18 protein-coding genes and 1 tRNA gene are annotated in these 21,363 nt (G+C 35.4%); 2 read left to right on the top strand and 17 right to left on the bottom strand.

The features are described from left to right. Window positions 1–19: 19 nt before the first annotated feature. The 3 genes from AC1M9A_RS01190 to AC1M9A_RS01180 form a co-directional block, all read right to left on the bottom strand. Window positions 20–1,357, bottom strand: coding sequence for an MFS transporter (locus AC1M9A_RS01190; RefSeq protein ID WP_481609453.1), 1,338 nt, complete (start codon window positions 1,355–1,357; stop codon window positions 20–22). Between the two features lie 171 nt (window positions 1,358–1,528). After that, window positions 1,529–2,854 carry an NAD(P)/FAD-dependent oxidoreductase gene (locus AC1M9A_RS01185; protein ID WP_481609452.1) on the bottom strand — a complete coding sequence of 442 codons (1,326 nt, stop codon included), beginning with the start codon at window positions 2,852–2,854 and terminating at the stop codon, window positions 1,529–1,531. Window positions 2,855–2,935: 81 nt separating this feature from the next. Then, a complete protein-coding gene (locus AC1M9A_RS01180; protein ID WP_481609451.1) occupies window positions 2,936–3,613 on the bottom strand; it encodes a GntR family transcriptional regulator in 678 nt (225 codons plus the stop codon). Between the two features lie 1,743 nt (window positions 3,614–5,356). On the opposite strand from AC1M9A_RS01180, the gene AC1M9A_RS01175 reads away from it, so the two are divergent. Both AC1M9A_RS01175 and AC1M9A_RS01170 read left to right on the top strand, forming a co-directional pair. Further along, the gene (locus AC1M9A_RS01175; protein WP_481609450.1) at window positions 5,357–7,393 is read left to right on the top strand and encodes an ATP-binding protein; all 2,037 of its coding nucleotides are present in this window, start codon (window positions 5,357–5,359) and stop codon (window positions 7,391–7,393) included. 88 nt (window positions 7,394–7,481) lie between these two features. Next, window positions 7,482–8,858, top strand: coding sequence for a hypothetical protein (locus AC1M9A_RS01170; protein WP_481609449.1), 1,377 nt, complete (start codon window positions 7,482–7,484; stop codon window positions 8,856–8,858). A 4-nt stretch (window positions 8,859–8,862) separates the two neighbouring features. On the opposite strand, the gene AC1M9A_RS01165 is transcribed toward AC1M9A_RS01170, so the two are convergent. The 14 genes from AC1M9A_RS01165 to AC1M9A_RS01100 form a co-directional block, all read right to left on the bottom strand. Further along, on the bottom strand, window positions 8,863–9,090 hold the full coding sequence (locus AC1M9A_RS01165; RefSeq protein ID WP_481609448.1) for a hypothetical protein: 228 nt from the start codon (window positions 9,088–9,090) through the stop codon (window positions 8,863–8,865). A gap of 157 nt (window positions 9,091–9,247) precedes the next feature. Beyond that, on the bottom strand, window positions 9,248–11,692 hold the full coding sequence (locus tag AC1M9A_RS01160; RefSeq protein WP_481609447.1) for a DUF927 domain-containing protein: 2,445 nt from the start codon (window positions 11,690–11,692) through the stop codon (window positions 9,248–9,250). Next, window positions 11,689–12,006, bottom strand: a complete 318-nt coding sequence (locus AC1M9A_RS01155) for a hypothetical protein (protein WP_045125799.1) — start codon at window positions 12,004–12,006, stop codon at window positions 11,689–11,691. The genes AC1M9A_RS01160 and AC1M9A_RS01155 overlap by 4 nt, the downstream gene beginning before the upstream one ends. Then, window positions 11,999–12,331 (bottom strand): hypothetical protein, encoded by a 333-nt coding sequence (locus tag AC1M9A_RS01150; protein WP_078221208.1) that lies wholly within the window; start codon window positions 12,329–12,331, stop codon window positions 11,999–12,001. The genes AC1M9A_RS01155 and AC1M9A_RS01150 overlap by 8 nt, the downstream gene beginning before the upstream one ends. After that, window positions 12,318–12,569, bottom strand: a complete 252-nt coding sequence (locus tag AC1M9A_RS01145) for a hypothetical protein (protein ID WP_133481100.1) — start codon at window positions 12,567–12,569, stop codon at window positions 12,318–12,320. The genes AC1M9A_RS01150 and AC1M9A_RS01145 overlap by 14 nt, the downstream gene beginning before the upstream one ends. A 1-nt stretch (window position 12,570) precedes the next feature. After that, complete coding sequence (locus AC1M9A_RS01140; protein ID WP_481609446.1) at window positions 12,571–13,284, bottom strand: phage antirepressor KilAC domain-containing protein; 714 nt, start codon at window positions 13,282–13,284, stop codon at window positions 12,571–12,573. 3 nt (window positions 13,285–13,287) lie between these two features. Beyond that, window positions 13,288–13,503 carry a hypothetical protein gene (locus AC1M9A_RS01135; RefSeq protein WP_064785856.1) on the bottom strand — a complete coding sequence of 72 codons (216 nt, stop codon included), beginning with the start codon at window positions 13,501–13,503 and terminating at the stop codon, window positions 13,288–13,290. 131 nt (window positions 13,504–13,634) lie between these two features. Continuing rightward, a complete protein-coding gene (locus AC1M9A_RS01130; protein WP_481609445.1) occupies window positions 13,635–15,011 on the bottom strand; it encodes a hypothetical protein in 1,377 nt (458 codons plus the stop codon). 396 nt (window positions 15,012–15,407) lie between these two features. Next, complete coding sequence (locus AC1M9A_RS01125) at window positions 15,408–15,887, bottom strand: hypothetical protein (protein WP_481609444.1); 480 nt, start codon at window positions 15,885–15,887, stop codon at window positions 15,408–15,410. Then, entirely contained in the window at window positions 15,880–17,085 is a 1,206-nt protein-coding gene (locus AC1M9A_RS01120) for a tyrosine-type recombinase/integrase (RefSeq protein WP_481609443.1), read from the bottom strand. Before AC1M9A_RS01120 ends, AC1M9A_RS01125 begins: the two co-directional genes overlap by 8 nt. A gap of 192 nt (window positions 17,086–17,277) precedes the next feature. Next, window positions 17,278–17,354 (bottom strand) — tRNA-Val (locus tag AC1M9A_RS01115). Window positions 17,355–17,380: 26 nt separating this feature from the next. Beyond that, on the bottom strand, window positions 17,381–19,393 hold the full coding sequence (locus AC1M9A_RS01110) for a transglutaminase TgpA family protein (RefSeq protein ID WP_481609442.1): 2,013 nt from the start codon (window positions 19,391–19,393) through the stop codon (window positions 17,381–17,383). 29 nt (window positions 19,394–19,422) lie between these two features. After that, entirely contained in the window at window positions 19,423–20,328 is a 906-nt protein-coding gene (locus AC1M9A_RS01105) for a DUF58 domain-containing protein (RefSeq protein WP_481609441.1), read from the bottom strand. Window positions 20,329–20,338: 10 nt separating this feature from the next. After that, window positions 20,339–21,298 carry an AAA family ATPase gene (locus AC1M9A_RS01100; RefSeq protein ID WP_035265922.1) on the bottom strand — a complete coding sequence of 320 codons (960 nt, stop codon included), beginning with the start codon at window positions 21,296–21,298 and terminating at the stop codon, window positions 20,339–20,341. Window positions 21,299–21,363 lie beyond the last annotated feature (65 nt).

Below are 21,363 nucleotides of genomic sequence, written 5' to 3'. Positions count from 1 at the left end.
ATCTTTAATGACATATTAATCAGTGTTTCTTTTTTAAAGCTGTTGCTTCTTCTAAACTCAATCCACGAGTTTCAGGAGCTAAAAATACTGAAATAATCAAGCCTAAAAGAGTGACTGCAGCCGCAAAAAACATGGTATTTCCGATACCTACAGTGTCTAAAGAAATTGGTACTAACCATGTTCCTATTGCGGCTCCAATGCGAGAGAACGAAGTTCCCATTCCTACTCCTACAGCTCGAATTTCAGTAGGAAATAATTCATTTGGATAAACTAATTGCAGTACCTGTGCACCACCTATGAATAAAGCGTAAAGTCCAAATAAAACTAGAATTAATAACTGAGAACCCTCAGAAAAAATTCCCAATCCTAGTAGTGCTATACCCGACCAAAGAAAGCTGTGAATTACCATTTTCCTACGACCCATGGTATTAATTAAACGCGTCGCAATAACACATCCAACTACAAAAAGCATAGTAATAATGACTGAGCCGTATGCAGACCATCCACCTTTTAGATTAAGTGCATCTAAGACTCTTGGAGCAAATGCATAGACAGCAAATACAGGAATTACCGAACATGTCCAAAACATTGAGCAGAAAAAAACGCGTTTACCATATCCTGAAGAAAGTACCTCGGTAAAAGACATTTCATTCCGAGTAGGCTGAGCAGGAACATTAGATAATGAGAATGTTGAGCCATACACTTTTTTAATAATTTTTTCTGCTTCTATAGTGCGACCTTTACTAATCAGCCATCGCGGTGATTCAGGAGTGCCTATTCTAATCAATACCAATAAGAGACCAATTACAGCTGGACTTGCTAAAACTAAGCGCCAGGAATCGTGGTACCCACTAGTTAATATAATATTACCAATGATATAAGCTAAAGCTGCACCAACGAACCACATGATTGTAAGCATTGCTAACCGAGGACCACGTGATTTTTTGGGTAAAAACTCTGCTAGTAATGAGCCACCAGCAGTATATTCAAAGCCTACACCTACTCCTATTAGAAATCGACATAGGAAAATTACAATTGCAGATTCCACCCAGAGCTGAGCCAGTGAACAAATTATAAATAGGACAGGGCCAACATAAAATAATATTTTTCGACCTAAAATTCCTCCCATCCATCCACCTATGAATCCTCCAAAGAAGATACCTATTAGAGCCGATGCTGCAATCATTCCTTGCCAAAAATTAGTTAAATGTAGATCTGTTGATAATTGCATTAAGGCTACACCTATAATGCTTAGAACATATCCATCTAATAACCAACCACCACCTGTACGGATACTTAGTAATTGATGAAAACCATTTAATGGGACATCATCAATTGACATATGCTTAGTTTTCATTTATATCTCCAATAATAGTCCACCAAAGTGGATGTGCTTCCTACACATTTAAGAAATTTAAGGTTGAATAGCTCCAGCGAAACTGAAAAAATCAATTTCGCCATCTTTACTATTTAAAGCTATTTACTTAATTAACTTGATTTAAAACCTATAAACCTGATGCCATCTAAATCACTCTTCCAACCCCGCTTTTCTTTGTCCCCACCACAAGGTTGCATTAACACCGATGGACAAAAATGGCTCAGGTGGAACTTTGTTTGGACCTGAAGTTTCCAAAAGAAAATCGATCAGTTCACTGCGCTGGCCTGCAATCCAGTCAGCTAACAAAGTCCCTGTAACTGTTCCACGGGTGATTCCTAAACCGTTGCAACACAACGCACCATAAACATTTGGAGCGAGCTGCCCAAAAAAACCTTTATGGTTTTGAGATAATGCCAGTGAACCACTCCACGTATATTCAAAATTAACATCTGTCAACATTGGAAAGCGATTATCAAACGAACGCTGATGCTTAGAAATAAAACGCTCTAAACAATGCGGTTTCGGTTTTCCATTTGGGTTAAAACTAAAACTGTTGCGCATTAAAATACGGTTATCGTGGGTACGGCGAACGGTACTACCAAAAGGGTCTGATGGAATCACGCCCCAGAAATCTTTACCGCCTAGTTCAGCTTGTTCACTTGGTGTTAAAGGACGAGTCATGCTTGCATATAAAAAGACAGGCAACATGGTGCGTTTTAAATGTGAAAAACCAAAACGTTGCCCAAAAGCATTATTTGCCAGAATCAATTTATCCGCAGTGATTTGGCCAAGGTCGTGCTTTAATACAACTTTATCGCCGTATTCAACTTCAGTAATTGCAGTATTTTCATATAGCGTCACATTTGACGGTAAACTGTCTGCCAAGCCTTTTACTAATGCTGATGGCTGAACCAACATTGTTCCTGGTGTGAACAGTGCTTTTTTATAAAATGATGTTCCAATATGGCTTGGTAATTCTGAGCCATTAATGACTTGGTACTCTTGTCCGAGTTTATCTAAACCACGTTGATAAGCTTCCAAAACCTTAATACCACGGTCTTCTACCGCACCTTGATATTTACCGCTTGGACGCATGTGACAATCGATTGCGTGTTTTTTTACTAAGTCATGCAGAATAGACTGACCTAACAAATTTAACTTCAATGTCGTTTTGGCAATATCGATATCACCGATATAGTCTTCAGCGCCAATATCATGTGGAAGATCAATTGCAAAACCGGCATTTCGACCAGCTGTACCAAAACCAACTTCTTGTGCTTCAATCAGGATCACTTCATCATTTGGAAAATTGAGTGCCAATTGACGTGCTGCCGCCAAGCCCGTATATCCTGCACCAATTACTGCCCAGCGTGCTGTACTTCTGCCAGTATGACTTGGTTTAACCATTCGTTTTGGGCTGAGGTGATACCATGCACATCGTTGGTCATCGGCAGGTAAGGCTGTAACTTTAGTCATTTCAAAAACTCCATTTATATTGTCCACTCACCTACTTTTCCTGTAAGTGAAAGTATTATTTGTAAAAGGTTTTGCCTTTAATTAATAAGTAAGTGGAACATCAATACCTGCCGGAACAACATATTCAGTCATTCGACGGCGAGATAAATCCATGTGCACGCGGATCAGCTCACCAGCTTCACCTGCGTTGTGACGCTCTATGGCATCAATAATCTGGTCATGCTGAAGAACTGCTGTATCGAGGTCTTCTTGCATATCTGTTGAGGTAGGTTGGCGATAGAAAATTTTGCCTAATCGTGCATGCTCAATGAGCAAACGCTCTAGACTTGGTAAGAGATATGCATTTTGTGCAATTCGTCCTATTTCCAAATGAAATTGGTTGTTATAGTAAACACGGCCTTCCAAGTCATTTTCATCAATCGCTTGACGGAATCGTTGCTGAATTTCTTTCAATTGATTAATCTCAATTGGCCCTGCATTTATTGCAGCCAGCTGGGTAGTTGCAATATAAATAAGTGGCGCAGCAAGAAAGAAATTACGGAGTGATTGATGGCTCATCGAAGAAACACGAGCAGCACGATTTGCTTCAAGTTCAAGATAACCTTCGGCAGCCATTTGACGGATGAGTTCACGAACGGGTGATCTGGAAATACCAAATTCTTCGCTTAGGGATATTTCATCTACAATAGCACCCGGCGCCAACTCCATGCTAATAATGCGGCGTTTTAATGTTTCGGCTAATCGTATTTTCTTATCCATTTTAACCACTCCATCCATAAGCCCGAGCTCGGTTCCTACCTGATGGGGAATGTCTACAATTTGTATAATTCTCCATTTCTCAAATAATACAATGTATCTACAATCTAAAAAGATAAAGAAAAGGACAGAAAATATAATGGATTTACCTATATTCTTTTTATAGTGATGAAGTTAAAATTAGTGTTTATTAAATTACTAATAACAATTTTTCCAACTGAAAATTTCTTTTATATACAGATTTTCTTTTTTCGAGCACAGCAATTAATGAAGACTCAAATGCTTGTATCCCTAAACTTATAAACACTTCACCCCTCTAGCATTAAAAAGATAATTATCTCCTTTTATTCTTAACTTTTGTTTGACGTAGTTTGACAAGATCAAGGGTTCAAAACTCACTCAAAACCTTTCTATATATAGTTTTCAAAGAACTTAGAGATAACGACCGTCCAACAAAAAGCTAAGTTTTTTGCTTTACGTAGCTTTACGAGATGGAAGTTTAGAAAAAACTAAACCCTTAGGGCCCATAACGTACGGCATATTTTTCATAAAACGCCGTAAAGCAAAATTTACTTGGACGTACTTGGACAGGTTTAGATAAATATACTTTCTAGAAATCTTCTTCATCCATTGATATACATAACTTATAGAGCATTTTAAATCATGATCGATGGCTAAGTCGTCCAAGTAATTACTTAGATGTACTTAGATAGAATTGTATATAAATCATCTTTTTGCTTTACGTAGCTTTACGAGATGGATAATTGAAAAATGCTAAAACTCTTATGGCACATAGCTTACGGCCTATTTTTTATAAAACGCCGTAAAGCAAAATTTACTTGGACGTACTTGGACAGAATTGAATATAAATCATGTTTTTGTTGTGCGTAGCTGTACGAAATTAAAACTATAAAAGAGCCAGAACTATTGTACTGCCTAGCATGGAAGCTATTTTCAAAAAATATTGCTGTACAGCTAAATGCTCTATTACGGCTGAAATAATTAAATCTTAAACTTGGTTATCTTAATTATACGAGTTTACCTTGACGTACCTTGACAAAACACAACTTTTTAAAAAGCCACTAAAATGCATTTTATCTTTTGATATATAAGGGATTTAAAAGAAATTTCATCTATTTTTAGAGGTTAGTCTGTCAAGGTAAATTGCAAACGCTTCGTATAAGTAAAAAGTTAAAGTTTCCTTGATGTCCCTTGATGAAATATCAATTATCAAAAAGAGATGAAATGTAATATCGTGGGCTTTTGAACGCAATTGATCAATCATTCTATAAGTTGGCCATCAAGGAAATGAGAAGTGATCACGAGTTAAAGTCATTTCTTTTGTTATACGCAGTCATACAAAATCGTAAAATGAATGGAAAAATTTAGTCAGCCTTCAAAGGAGAATTTAAAGACATTTACTCTTACGTAGTCTTACGAGATAGTATTTGCCAAAAAGATGTAAAGCTTGTGCTGTATAGGTTAGAACCTATTTCAGTGCTATCCAGAATATTATGCCGTAAGACTAGTTTTGCTAGACGTAGCAAGACGGAATTCTTTTTTAAGAAAAGTTGAAGTAAGGCTTCCGCTATAAAATTTTGAGAGTTATTTGAATTGTATTTTAGATGACTGATGTCGAGCAAAATTTTAAGGAAAGATTTAACTTTATATGAACTACTATTATTGAATAGATGAATTTTAATAGCCTATACTCATCTCAATAATAAGTGTTCGCTTGGAATAGGCATGGCTCTGAATACATCTTTACAAGGTCGTTTACGTAATACTACTTTACCTTATAGTCAAAGTTTAATGCCTTTATTTGAAGCCGTTGTAAACTCTATTCATGCTATAGATGAAGCTAAAATATTAGTAACTGGTACAATAACAATAGAAATTATGAGAAAAATTCAAAACACATTGAAAGTTGCTGTACCTCAGGAGGAAAAATCTACACCTATTTACGGTTTTAAAATTATTGATAATGGTATTGGCTTTACCAAGAACAATATGTTGTCTTTCGAGACTTTAGACAGCGAGTATAAAGCTAGTCAAGGATGTAGAGGTATTGGACGTTTAATGTGGCTAAAAGCGTTCACTAATGTTTCTGTTTATAGTGAATTTGTCGATGAAAATCATGATCCCAAATTGAAGACATTCTTATTTAATGCAAAAAACGGGGTATATCGACTAGAAGAAAAAAAGTTAGCTATTTTAGAAGAAAATAAAACTGTAATTACATTAGAAGATTTTATAGATAAATATGAGAAAAGAGCGCCAAAATCTTGCATAAGTATCGCTGAAAGCTTACTTGAACATTGTCTTTGGTACTTTGTTAGAGAAAATGGGGCACCAAATATTTTTATCAAAGATCAAGAAGAAACTATTAATTTAAATGAGCTTTTTGATCAACATATGTATGGTTTAGCCTCTTCAGACTCCTTCAAAATTGGAGAAGTAGAGTTTGAGCTTTTACATATAAAACTTAAATCAAAAGCGAAACAATCTTGTATTGCTTGGTGTGCTGCTGGTCGAGTAGTAAAAGAAGAGAATATAACCTCAGGAAAGATTCCTGGTCTGCATGGTCGTATACAGGCTAAGGGTGAAGATTTTACTTACTGTTGCTATCTAACTTCTAAGTTTTTGGATGAAAATGTACGCCCCGAACGTATAGATTTCAATTTATCGAGTCTGAATGATGAAGATTTGTATGCAACCGGCATCACAGAGCCAAAAATTAGAGAAGCCGCTTACTCTAAAATCTCTACTTATCTCAATGAATATTTAAATGAGAGTAAAGAGCTTGGAAAAAAAAGAGTAAATGACTTTGTAGCAAAAAAAGCTCCCCGATATAGATCAATATTAAAATACATACCAGAACCATTATTTTTTGTGAACCCAGATATATCAGATAAAGATTTAGATCTACTTCTTCATAAACAGCTTTCAGAAGTTGAAAATAATGTATTAGCTGAAGGTCATGAGATATTAAATAAAACTATTAGTAAAAAGGATGAATATGAAACTGAAATAACAAAATATATGGAAAAAATTGATGATATAAAAAAATCAGATCTCGCAGGTTATGTATGCAATAGGAAAGTCATCTTGGATATCCTTGAAAAAGCTATCCAACGTGGAGCGGATGGTAAATATGCTCGGGAAGACTTAATTCATCAACTGATTATGCCTATGAGAAAAACATCCGATGAAGTCTTACTAGAAAATTGTAATTTATGGTTAATTGATGAGAGGCTGGCCTTTCATGATTTCTTGGCATCTGATAAAACTTTAAACTCCATGCCTATTACAGATAATAAAGAGAATAAAGAACCTGATATTTGTGCTTTGAATGTTTATGATGAACCGCTACTAGTATCAGAGGGTAAAAAACTTCCTTTAGCTACCCTTACAATTATTGAAATTAAAAGACCAATGAGAAATGATGCTTCATCAGGTGAAGATAAAGATCCTGTTGAACAAGTTTTTGGTTATCTTAAAAGAATTAGAAATGGTAATACAACTACAGCATCGGGGCGTCCTATTCCCGATTCTAAAGATATACCTGGTTTTTGTTATATAATTTGTGATTTAACTTCCTCTATGAAAGAACGTTGTAGAGATGTGCATGATCTAACAGAAACAGAAGATAAATTAGGATTTTTTGGTTATAAAAAGAATATTAATTGCTATATTGAAGTTATCTCCTTTGATCGCCTAGTAAATTCTGCAAAAGAAAGGAATAGAGCTTTTTTTGATAAACTAGGTCTACCTTCAAACTAAATTAGTAGTAATAATTATTCTTTAAATAAATTTTGAGCATTATTTAAAGTTATTCAAAAATTAATATTAATTTCAAATGGTATAATAAATGATAAATACATTTTCAGATAAGGCTCTTGAAAAGATACGAGATTTCACCTTCGAAACACACTGTCCTTCAGTCAAAATTTATCAAGAGCACGGTTTGATTTTAGAAGGGTATGGGATTATAAAAATTAATGATTTTGGTACTTTCTATTTAGAATTTATCTGCTTAAAGAAAAAAAATATTCCTCATATAAAATGGGAATTACAGCTTCCTAGTGACATGCTTGATGAGTCTCAAACATGCTATTTAGAAGCAACTGATACACAAGGAAAAATTTATAAAAGTGAAGGATTTAGGTTTACCTTAAATGTATTATCTATTGTCAAAACATCTATTCATCATATTTTATTAATCAACTTAAAAATTACTGCTCCTTCCTCAATTAATTCTAAAAATTATCTTTATTTAGAGTTTAATCAAAGTTTAAATATTCCTAGAAATAAATTAAATAAAAGTACTTCTACTTTGGGCACTAGCTCATCATGGAATGAATCTATAATTAATTTTGAAAAAGAAAATTACAATATAAGAATAGTTAACAATGATAAAGATAATCAAAATTTTATAGTAGTTGAAGGTGCTGAAAATTCTGAAGAATTAATAGACTGTTTAGCATTTTATCTTGGTTTAACTTCCGGAATTTTATTACAACCTTATTATTCTATTTATAATTATAACAATCAAGAAACTATTACATTATATAGCACTAATAAACTTTATCTAAATAAAAGATTTATGCCAGCTATCCCCTATTCTTTGAGTAATGAAATATTTAGAGATGGAGAGTATCATTTTAATATTTTAAGAAGCTCTATTCAATTGAGCAAAGAAAAACCAGACATTTTCCGTAGCATTTATGCTCAGTGGAAACGTGTCTGGTATTCTTACAATTCCGAGCAAGACATCACTAATCTCACATTAACAACAGCAATTGAAGGTTTATTGAATGATATATTTATCCCTATTTTATCGCGAACAAAAAGAGATGAAAAGTTAGAAACTGATATTAATAAAATTAAAGTTATAATTAAAAATTTAGAGATAGAGCAGACATATAAAGATAGACTTTTGGGTTCTATTTCATATTTAAAAAATATAACTGCTAATAAGGCATTATCTTTACTAGTAGATTCAGCAATTCTAAAAAAAGAAGAAATTGAAGCTTGGAAATTGCTTAGAAATGAAGTAGCCCACCCAAAAGTTAAAGTTTATAACTTATCCAAACAATACCAAAAAAAGGAAAATTTTTTCCTTTGTATTAATTTATTTAATTCTTTAATTTTTCAAATATTGCCCTATACTGGCCCAATAAATTATTTTAATGCGTCCAAAGAGGCAGATATTTTTATATTTAATTATAAGAACCTAGAACATTAACCGATTATTTTAATACATTTATCTGCCAATCAGTTACACCCATACCAATAAGGATTTCCTCATCACCTTTCAAAAACTCCTTATTGGTATGATAGAAGTATCCTTCCTCATCTTTACCTAGAGTAATAATAGATTGACCATATGGCGGAGTCTCTTTCTTAAGAGACTTCCACTCATTCACGGCGTACCCTTCTTGCTGCTCCAGAATCCTCAAAAATTCTTTCTTACTCATTGTCATTTTATTACCCACGTATTAATGAATTAGATAAAACTATGTAACCTCAGAAATCTGTAACCTTTTCTCTTTTTTAAAAGGTTACACTCTGAAAGCCTTGCCCCATAAGGCTGTAACCTCAGTAACCTTTGTAACCTCAGTTTTTTCACTATTCCTAGAGTTCATCCAGATCATCTGTAAGTACCTTTTCATTAAATACATACATAGGAATTGCTTTAGGCATACCATCAATGCCACGAGTGAGCTTTGTAGACTTGCCATTATTTAGATGATCCAGCCATCCACGTTGTATAAGTAACTTGCCGACACGTTTAGGATTTAGCCCTTTGCAAAGCTCTTTTTTGAATTGTTCCGGATAGACCAGATATTTCTTTTCGCCGTTCTCAATCTTCCAGTAACCTACTCGATTAATGACTTTATCCAGATGTTCCGCATCTGGAGTCATACCTTCAAAGCGGCTATTACCATGCGCTTCAAAGAAAGCTTTAATCTGAGCCAGAATTTCCATATCTTCATAGTTGCCAACCCGATCAAAGCTACCTAACCATTGTTTAAAAACAGCTTGTACGGCCTTAAATGCGGTACCGCTTTTCCAACCAGTTATTCCCGCTTGTGTTGCCAGTTCACCAGCTGTAGCAATCAAAGCAAATGTATTTGCTACACGGATAATAGGTCCTTCTGAATGACCATCAATCAATGGTTCTCGGTATTGCTCCCATAACTGTCGAGCGTGTTTAATAATTTCATTTTTATCACTACAAAGATATTCAAGCCAAGCTATACCCGCTTCACCGTAATACATATTCGAACGTTCTACTAACATTCTGGATTGAATTGCACCATCCGAAGCAAAATCAATACTGTCAAACACGCCATACTCTGACTGATCTACATCAATATCGATTAATCGGATCTCTTGTCCTAGTTTGGCCTTTTGACCATGCTTGGCCATAATATCTTTGAGCCCTTCTTCCCCACTGGACAGAAAGATAAGTTTCCAGTTAAAAGCAGGTTTAGCTGTGATTTGCTTGTTTAAACGAGCTTTACCTAATCCATTGGCCAGCATATAAACAATGTTACCTAGCTCTTTAGGATTGGCAATTTCTCCAATCTCATCTAAAGCCAAAAAGCTATCATTGTGCATATAGGCTGTATGCTCAAGAGCATTGCCGGTTGCTCTCCATGTACGATAAAAACGGCTTGGTTTACCCCATACGCTACAACCTAAAAATAATGCAGTTGATTTACCTTTAGATGACTTCCCAACAAAGTGAACGCCTGCTCCATTCTGTTGTTCAAGTGGACCTAAAAGCTGGCCCGCAAACGCTGTGCTTATGGCACAAACTAACTTGCTATGGTCCTGTGCTAGCTTGGATACTTCTTCTCTCCATTGAATTAATGTGCCATTACGTTGGTAGCGATTATCTAAACCATGAATAGCCTGATAGACAATTAAATCGTTAACTTTACTTTGGCCAACCTCAAAATGAGGCAATACATACACCTCATCATGCCAGCCTACGCGATCGACACATAAGGCCCTCTGCTCAACTGGATAACTCATCAAATAACTTTGTAATAAGCTTCTCGCTTTGGCATCCGGTGCTATTGTCATTCCTTGATAAGAAAGTGCTTTGCGTAGTTCTACGCCGTCAGACTGGAAGAACTCCATAGAAACAGCTTGTAGATGCTTAATACCATCTGGATCGTACCATTCGAGCAACCGTCCCCATGAGGTACTAGAATTATCTCGAGTCAGAGCAACGACTTTAATTGGACTAGAAATATAACGCTTATAGTCATCTCCCTTGTTATTCGTTTCTAAAAAGTACAATCCAGATTCTAAAAGATGAAAGCGTCCATCACCCCATTTGAATGGTTTGGCCATATGACCTTTTGGTAAAGGTTCAGTATGAGGAAGTTTGGTAATGGCTTCTTTTAAAAATGCTGCAACTTCTTTCGGATCTTCATCTTTAATCAGTTCAATTAGAAACTCATTCTCATCAATTTTCTGGTACTGGTTAATTAAGCGAACACAAGTATTCTGCTCGAGCTTTTGAAAGGCATCATTTTTGAAATATTCAGGTCGTACAGGAAGGTAAAGCTTTTTAAAACCAGCTTGTGCCAATTGATTAATGACAAACTGGATCTGCTCAAAATCGAAAGCCTTAAGTGTTTCTGCTAAGCGTGAAGCGCATAAGTTATTGAGTACAACCAAAACTACAGATAACCCACTAGAAGCAATCTTAAAGAAAGACTCAAGGCTATAAGTAATAATTACAGGCTTGTCATGCTGTAGTTCACCATAACAAGCAAACCCACGGGCTAATCCATCAGGAAAGATAGAAATAGTTTTTCCACTTTCCATAACGGCGCATTGAACCACACTTAATTCACCGTTATAGATCGGTAGAATTAAGGGATTAGAGTATTCAACGTTATCTATCTCAACATTTTGATCAATATAAATAGCCTGATTAGGCCCACCAAAACGCTGGAAAATTTTATGCTGAAGATATTCAGTTTGATTAGGTGTATATATCTGACAATGAGCCAAAACTTCAGTTGGCGTCATGTTTGAGGTGTCACGTTTAGTCATGCTTGTGACTCCTCATATTCTTTTTGAAACTGATCTTCTTGTGCTTTGGAAAACTCCAGATTTTCATCAATCATGCTATCTGTAATACTCAAAAGACGTTTTAAATCTTTAAATACACTTTCTGGCACGCTATAGACTTGTTGTAAGTACTCTGCAGTTTTTTCATATTTACTACGAATGGAATCAAGCATTACGGCGAGGTCAGCAACCTGTTCATATGCCAACGCATAACCTTCAGACACATCACTGGCGTCATAAGTTTTTATAGCTATTTCTATATGAGAATTTTTTAGAGACGAGTTGTTATTAGGCATTATGAATGCGCTCCTTTTGCAAGTTTGGAGCTTCACCATTCACGGCCAAGTGAGGGTGGCGAAGCTGAAAAGGGTTGGCCGACAGGCGCAAAAGGTCACCTGCACACCCGAAGGTGTCCCTCTCCAGCCCCGCCATAACATGCAGGTGCATAGAGATTTTACGCACAAAAAAAGTCCTATAAGCGGACTGTGCGCCTTTTGCGATATAACCGGCCAAGGTTAGCTCATCTGCTTTCTGATGAACGTCCTTAGCATAACTAGGCACATGACAGCTTGCAAGAAGTATTGTTAAAAATATGGGTAACAGGTTCTTATGCTTTTCCATAAGGCGGCTCTCCCATAATGCTGGTGAGTAATACCTGAAGGCTACCAGCGTGCAGGACTAAGACGTCCTGCACAGAAGGATTTTGCAATAATAATTCTCGGGTATCTTTAACTTCTTGAAGCTCGCCATTTATAGCGAGGGTTTCAATAAACTTCATGGCTTGGTCATTTACAACCAAATCAGCCGTATCATCTTCTTCAGTAAGCGGAGCATATGAAGCTAAAACAAAACTCTTCATCTTAAGCCCCCTTACCAAAATGTTTAGCTAGAACATTCATACCTTTAGGAAGGATGAAGAACTCTATTTTAGTAAAGGTATATGGATCACCATTAGGTCGAATCCGAGCCACTTCTTCATACTTGGTTTCGCAATAACCACGCTCTTGGCTATAGTAGGTTGAAGCACGTACTCCATTAAGCTTGCGATCCCAAGCGTGTTTACGTAGCCAGTTGGCCAATACTTCTCTTTTAATATTTAAGATTTTGCATGCTTGCTGAAACTTCACACCTGCAGGTGTTTGAGTAATTGTGTCGATGGTTCGTTCTAAAGACTGATTCTGAGTTTCAAGATGAATTACTTGCTCTGTATAATCCAAAAGAGCGCGGCGTAAAGCATGAGGGTTAGAAATATCTACCACCACTTCATCCTTAATTTTATATTCAAGTTCTTGCCAGCGATCGACTAAACTCGCCGTGAACTCAGGGCAAAGCTGAGCAACAACAATAATGCTATCTCGTTTGCCCTGCTCACCTTCAAAAACATATACACCAACTTTCGAAGTAAACCCTAAGTTATTGATTCTTTCGAAATTCGTCATTGGAGTATTTCGAATAACACCTTTTTGCATAAGTCTCTCAATTGAGACTTTTACATTTCGATGTTCAGATTGGACCAGCTCAGAAATTTCCAAACTGGTCATTTTAAGAATTGATGGATTAACTAATTGATTCATGAGTTAAGCCTCCAATTCTGCATTGGTTTGGCTTTTAATTTGGTTGTTATGCCATTCAATTAGTTGTGCATAATCAAAATAGACTGGTGCCTGGCGAGTTGTACCAGCTTTATAGGCTTTAGGGAAAGTTGGATCATTTATGGTGAGTTCACGTAAAGCATTGCGCTTAATACTCAATAACTCACATGCTTGGTTATATGTAACTCGGATTGGTTGCATTTATTTAGCTCCATACAGTTGTGTTTGATGGAGCTAGTGAAGCAAATCAAATAAGGTGACATACAAGTGACACCTCTATAAAAAAAGGTAATACCTTAAAGTGTCACCTCATAGTAAGTATTTATATTATATCACTTTTTTGGATTAGTAATTGCACAAATTCTTTTCACTAAATTTACTTGAGTAATATTCCGCTTTTTTAGAATATTAGTTATAGCTGGGGTATGTTCTTGATAAGGATATTCATTATGTAAATACTTTGCTTCCCAAGCCTCAATAGCTATTAAGAGCTCAGGAGCAAAACTTGCGGTATTTTTGTTAAGTGAAGGATGAATAAGTTGATCACATTTATCGATTTGATTTATTTGGCCTCCTTTTTCAATTTTTTCTTGTAAAATTTTTACTTCAGCTGCTAGTTCGTATTTTTCATGTTCTATCCATAACAAAGCATTTTTTAAATTGGAAACATTTCTTTCCAACTCTTGATTTTCCTCTGTTAAAGAGACCACTTCATTTTGTGCATTAAGAGCAATCTTTCTTATCTCTTCAAACTTAGCAAGATTATCATGAAGCTGTTCATTTTCTTTAATTAACATTTCTAAATCATTATTATCAACATATATAATTTCATCATTTCTAAATGAATCCTCTTCAACATCATTAAAGCCTTCAATAAAAATATTTTTACTTGTAAAAAAATCCTTAAGTTGAGCAGATTTAATTACAAAAAGGCCAGAAGAAACCTCCTCAAATAAATCTCCTCTCACTGCTGAGTAAATAAAATTCATAGCTTCCTCAAATAAAGGATTTTCATTAAGCCACATAACTCTATTATATTTATTACCAACAAGAACAGGATCATAACCAGAAAATAGACATGCTGCTTCTTGGGCGGTAAAAGTCTCATTCTTATAAAATAAGGGATATTTTTTAGTCTGTTCTTCATAATCCCATAACTCATGGGGAATCTCACTTTCATTAATAACACCAAATTCAAAACCATATATGAATTGATCCTCTAATAATTCAGAGTGAGGAACATCATTTTCTTGGATAGTTAAATATTTTTGATCCCATATATATATTTGTTGCCTATCTTTCGTAACTTCTTCAGATCCCAATAAATTAAGACTTTTTATACCCTCCAAGTTAAAAAAATCTACTCTACTCCAAAAAACCTCTTCACATTCTTTATTGTATGTAGAAAAGTTATGAATACTTGATGACGCTTGTCCATCAACATTTTTAATAATGCGCTTTAATATATCAAAGGCATAATTCTCACCATTCCACCCTGACCCATCATAACGCCCTGCACTTGATACATGAATTTTATGATCTATACCTCGTATATAACAATCTATATAGGATTCAACATTCTTATTAAGTAGATATACTGCAACTTCATAAATATTTGATGTAGTTTTCTCAGCTAGTAAGTTAATAGCTTCTTTCAAAGAAATATATTTATAAGTCTCATCTTCTTTTATTAGATTCAATAAACCCATGATGCCTCCCACAGCACAAAATCCCATATCAATAACAGCTAAGCCAATCAGATTGGGTATCTGACTTTCGGGAGCAAACCTAGACTTAGCAAATTAAATATAAGTGATAAAAATCTAAATAAGAACATATAAAGCCAAGTAATACGTCTAATCGTGTCGCACAATATTTTCAAAACCATAAAAATAAAATGTTGATGAGTTCAAGCAAAAGACGAATGATATTCAAAATTAAATTTAGTGAATCTAACAGCGCTTTAAGGTTTGACTTTAATAAATATGAAGCAATTTTTCTGGATTGATTAATTTTATTCGACATCTAAATACATCCTTTTGAAATTAACAGGGATGTACTTAATTATTCACATGATAGCCTTAGAAAATAGGGAAAAACTTTTTTTACTTTTTCCCTTTAATTTTTTCATAACTAGTAATTATGCTTTCTGGATTTTTAATAATTCTATGATCTGCTTGTTTTTTGATTGGATAACCAGCTTCTTTCTCTTGTTTTATCCAACTTTTTAAGTTATCCGGTGTAATACCTTCGTAAGAATAACAAACTAATTCAATGGCTCGTCTTTGAACCTTTAGAATTTTTAGATAGGAATAATATCTAAGAACCACTTCATATCTCCTAGGATCTGCTGGAGCTCCATTCTCTTCTTTAGAAATATATTCTGCTGGATTTATTATTTGATCTTTACCCCTTGCTCTTACTATACCTGCTGCCCATTCTCTTTCCATTTCAGTTAACGGTTCATTCTTTTTTATTTTTTCAGCAATTTCGATCATGAATTTGCCTTGATTTATGCAAGTACTTATTTCGTCCTCAGGTGTAACATCACCAGACAAACCTTTAAACATCCAGTCTTTAGCCATTTCCAACTACCCTATCAATCTCATCTGCCCACCACTGCATCATCCCTATACGCTCTTCAAAGTGAGCTCCTTTGTCATAGGCACCTTTAACACCTTTCTTTAAATGTGCCAGTGTGGCTTCTACTACCTGCTCTTTATCACTAAATCTATTGTTTAGCTGAGTACTAGCAATGTGTCTAAAGCCATGAGGATTTTGTCTATCTTTATATCCCAATCGATTTAATGCTGTATTAAACGTATTATCAGATACCGGCTCGCTTAAGCTTCCTCTCCCAGGGAACAGAAAATTAGACTCAGTTTTATAAGTTAATAATTCTTTTAAAAGGACTATGGCCTGACGTGGTAAAGGTACAGCATGAGCAATATCTTTTTTCATGATTACAGCCGGCTTAATCCACACAGCTTTATCAAGATCAAATTGATCCCAAGTGGCATATCTTAATTCGACAGGACGTGGAAACAATAAAGCAAATAATTCCAAACCAATTGCTTTATCCCGTTTAGGATAACTTCTGATAGCTCTAATCAAAGCAGGAAATTCATCAATATCTACAAACTTCATATTCCCGCCCTGGTTTTTATCGAGGTGTTTTGTTATGCCTTCTAACGGATTAAATTTTATTTTCTCTTGGAACTTTGCCCAATCATATGCATTACGACAATAAGACGTCAGCTTTTCAGTTTGAGTATAAATACCTAAATCACGCTGTAGACTTTGAAAGAAATCAAACCATTCTTTAGGTGAAATACCAGTAAAGTCTCTATTTCCAAATTTAGGAATAATATGTCTTTCGATAGATTTCTTTGCTTTATCAAAAGTATCAAATCCCCAATTTGGCTCTTTAGTATTTAACCAGTCATACATTAGATTTTTAAATAGCAGCGCTTTTTTCTCAGTGGCCTGTTTTCTTATATCTGCCTTAGTTTCTATCATCTCACCATTAGAGAGCTTATTTAATATTTCATTTGCCTTCTTTCTAGCTAATGCTCCACTAATAGCTGGATAAGCTCCCAGCCCCATCCAAGACCACTTGCCATCAGGTTTTTTATATCTTAATTGCCATGATTTATTTCCTTTCTTTTGTACGAGGAAATACAGACCATTACTATCCAATTCTCTATAGTCTTTATCTTCTGGCTCAAGACTGGCCAAAGTCGTATCAGATAAGGGTCTTTTCTTAATTGCAGTTCTTTTCATACAAATTATGGCAAACAAGCTTGTATCATGAGTTCAGTAATTGAATCATGATACACACGATGATACAAGGATAGATCTGCTATATGAGTTTATGTTAGTTTATCTAAAGCAATAAAAAAGCCCTAAATCATTATAATTTAGGGCTTTTCTAAGTCATATAAAGCTATGCAAGTTTATATGATTTTAATATCTTGGTAGGTATATCCAGACTCGAACTGGAGACCTCTACGATGTCAACGTAGCGCTCTAACCAACTGAGCTATACACCTAGAATGCTTCGCATCTTATGCAAAAATCACTTGGCTGACAAGCCTTTTTCATATTTAACCAAAAGATATGAACAAGTTTTAATCATTGACTTAAAATTTGCGAACTCTTGTTTAGAAATACTCGATTGTGAATAACTTAAGTGCTCGTACAGAATAATAATTTCGAGGAAAACAGCTCTATCATTTTGACTTAAAGGGGATGAAATTCTTTCCAACCATTGTCGAACCGTTTCGTAAGAATAACGGCGATTGTGAAGTCCTAATTTTCTATTAACAACATGAAGTACCCAATCGATTTGTGAATAATGTTTTCTTTTTTTCCTCAACATCCATAGTGCATAACATCCTAATATGATCAGTGAGCCTGCAAGGATAATCACAAACACTGAAGCAACTGAATGAATTCCAAATTTTGTCATCCAACTCTGCTGTTGATCAGCGTTATATCCAACAACTTTACTTTGCCATTGATAACTTGCGTAATCACTCCATACACGAATTTTTGTTAAAAAAGGATATTTTGTAACTGACCAATTTTTATTCTCAGAGTAAAGTGTTTGATTATTTTGAATTAAACTTTGCATTCCCTGGTCAATACGCTCTGGAGCAATCATTGCAGTGGGATCAATCCTCTGCCATTGACCTCCAAAATATACTTCAGTCCAAGCATGTGCATCTAACTGCCTCACTTCCCAACTTTTTTGGTCTGGCGCAAATTGACCTCCTTGATAACCTGTTACGACTCGGGCAGGAATACCGACATAACGCATCATCATGACAAAACTAGAAGCAAAATGCTCACAAAATCCTTGTTGTGAATTAAACATAAATGCATCTATCCGATCACCACTCAAAACACCGGGAGATAAAGAATACTGAAAGCTATTTTGCTTAAACCAGTCTAAAACTTGCTGGATATAACGCTCTGGCTGCTCTCCACTTTTAATAAATAAGTCCCATGCTAAACTTTGACTTTTGATATCGCGCTGACGGAGATACTGGGTGTAATACTGAATTTGAAACTGACTAAGTTCATGATTTATTTTCGTCCCACGCCCTAACCAAACTAAGTTTATGGGTTGAGCCGTTTGAATAGGTCGTTGAGCTGAAATACCACCGTCATAACGGAGATAATAATTTCGTTGTTGAGGTACAGATTGCTCTAATCCCATGATCCATTCTACAGAAGGATCTTTAGCCAAATACTGATATTCAACTTTTTGATTTAAATTAGAAAGTTGATAAGAGTTTAACTCGTTTAACCCTCTATTAAATCCATGACTCGTCCATTTTTGACCATCATATTGATCTAAGACCAAAGCTCGCCAATACATTTCTGAACGCGTCGGTAATTTTGTGATATCACCAATAATACGAAATGCCAATTCATTTGACTGAGACAGCTCAGCAATGTCACCTGGGGACATAGAGTCACTGATTCCTGTCATTCCCTTATTTTGCTGAATCGGGAGATGCCAAAGCGGAGGTAATCTTGGGAAAAAAATAAAGAGTAGTATAAAAAAAGGAATTGCCAATCCGATGAATTTACCAACATGAATGACATCGTGCTTTAAGCCATTTTTAGTTTCTCGAGTGGACAGAAACTCCGCGGTTTGAATTCTATAGAGTCCTACAAAACAGCTCACTAAGCACAGCACCACTCCCAAAGCAACATACAACGTTTGACTATATAAAAACGTACTTGCCGCCACGAATAAGGCAAAATTAAAAACGATGATCAAATCACGTTTTTTTTGGGTTTCTAATGCTTTTGCAAATAGAAAAGTTGTCAGCGATGCTACCCCAGCCTCAACACCAACAAAGGTATGGTAATGCAGATAAATCGCGCCAAGTGCAATTGCTGTAAAACTAAATTTTATTGCTTTGGAGACATTTTTTTTACTTTTTTGAATATGCCATAAATATATAAGCTCAATACAGAGCACCAAAATTAAAGCATAAGGCAGATAAATAATCTGGATAAATAAAATGAGTGCCAAACTCAATAGCATGGATTGTGAAACTTTAGGATGTACCATATATCAAAACCTATTTTCTATTTCACACTTTATGCCTGAGCAAGCAGAATTTTAGCCTGCTTGATATGCTCAGCTCCAAATCCTTGATTCAATTCGGCATGAGGTAACACCAGCTTAAAAGGAATTTGTAATTGCTCACACTGCTCCACCACACCCATCATATATTTGAGCTTTTCTTCATGCTCGACTGACGGCATATGATGATAATGAATATCAACACATCGATCCTGTTGATGCTCTTCAAAAACTTTAATATACAAACCTTGTCCACGAGCAGCCTGCTTCCAAGATACACTTTGTAATGAGTCGCCGACCTGAAAACTTCTTAATTCTTTAAACTCATCTTTTTCCTGATCCAATACAAATGCATTTGAAAAGCTTGTATTCGGATTTATTTTGGCTTGAGGCGCAATCCATGCATGTCGTCCATGAAAGATAAAAGTCCAAGCTCGAACAAGACCAAATGGATACACTGAAGCAATGTGTATATCGGGATAGTTATACTGTCCTCGTTGATCAACCTGAATCTGAATAACACATTCAGACTGTTTTTGGTCAATGTGAATATGCTGTGTCTCAGAATCGATGGAGATCGATAAATAACGTGAATATGAATAAGGTTGATTCAAGTAGATTTTAAATAAAATCGAGTGCCCTACCTGTCCGACTTCATCAGTAATGATGTCTATCTCAAGACCATGCAATTGTTTAAAGGTGATATAAAAACTAATGCATAAGATCGCACTAATTAAAAAGCAGAAACCTAATATCAAATTATTGGCATAGTTAATACCCGCGATAAATGTGATCAAAATCAACACAAGATATAAGAAACCTTGCTGATAAATAAAAATCAAAATATCGCGTTGACCAATTTTTTTACTCTGCTCAAACCGAAATCTTTTTTTTAACCATTGCTTCCAGATACTGGTCACCTGCATACCCTCAAATCAATTTAACCTGATTCATTAGGGAGACCGTCTCATCCTCACTCAAGTTTAATCGATGAGCGCATACTGCTGAAAATACAGCTTTTACATCATCAGGAATGACAAAGGCTCTGGCATGCACGATCGCTCTCGCTTGTGATGCTCGTTTTAAAGCCAATAATCCACGCGTCGATAAACCATGCGCACTTTTTCGTGTTACCGCAGCCAAATCCAATAAATAGTCTTGAATTGCATCACTTAAATGGACTTGATGAGTCAAGGATTGCAATCTTAGTATTTCAGTCTCATTAAATACATGGATCAACTGTGCGATTAATTTGGCACGTGATTCTTGTTGAAGAAGTATTTTTTCTGCATGGCGAGATGGATAGCCAAGAGATAACCGCATGAGGAATCTGTCTAACTGAGACTCTGGTAGTGCATAAGTCCCGCTTTGAAAGAGTGGATTCTGAGTTGCTATCACCCAAAAAGGCTGAGGTAAAGCATAACGCTGTCCATCAATCGTGGCGTAGCCCTCTTCCATCGCTTCTAGCAATGCACTCTGTGTCTTAGGACTACAGCGATTAATTTCATCTGCCAAAAGAACTTGGGTAAAGACAGGTCCGTACTTAAATTCAAACTGATGCTCTTTTTGATTAAAAACATTCACGCCAATTACATCACTGGCGAGCATATCATTGGTAAATTGGATTCTTTGAAATGATAAACCTGATAATGATGCCAAACTACTGGCCAATGTGGTCTTACCCAATCCAGGTAAGTCTTCAAATAAAATATGACCACCTGCAATTAAACTACATAAAGCCAATTCAGTTTGCGTATTTTTATCCAAAACAATTTGATTGATTTGTTCTAGAAATAATGAAATTTTGGGAGTAAATGATTGAATCTGAGATTCTAACTCAGGCTGTATAATATCTTTTGATTGAACACTCTGCTTCATTCCCCAAATCATCATTTACATTTCCAAAACGGTATATTTCTACCATACAGGTTTTTTTTATTTTCTCAAATATTTCT

Source organism: Acinetobacter sp. ANC_7634 (assembly GCF_056779875.1).
Note: the sequence above shows the minus strand (reverse complement) of the source record. Positions and strands in the feature narration are given on the sequence as shown.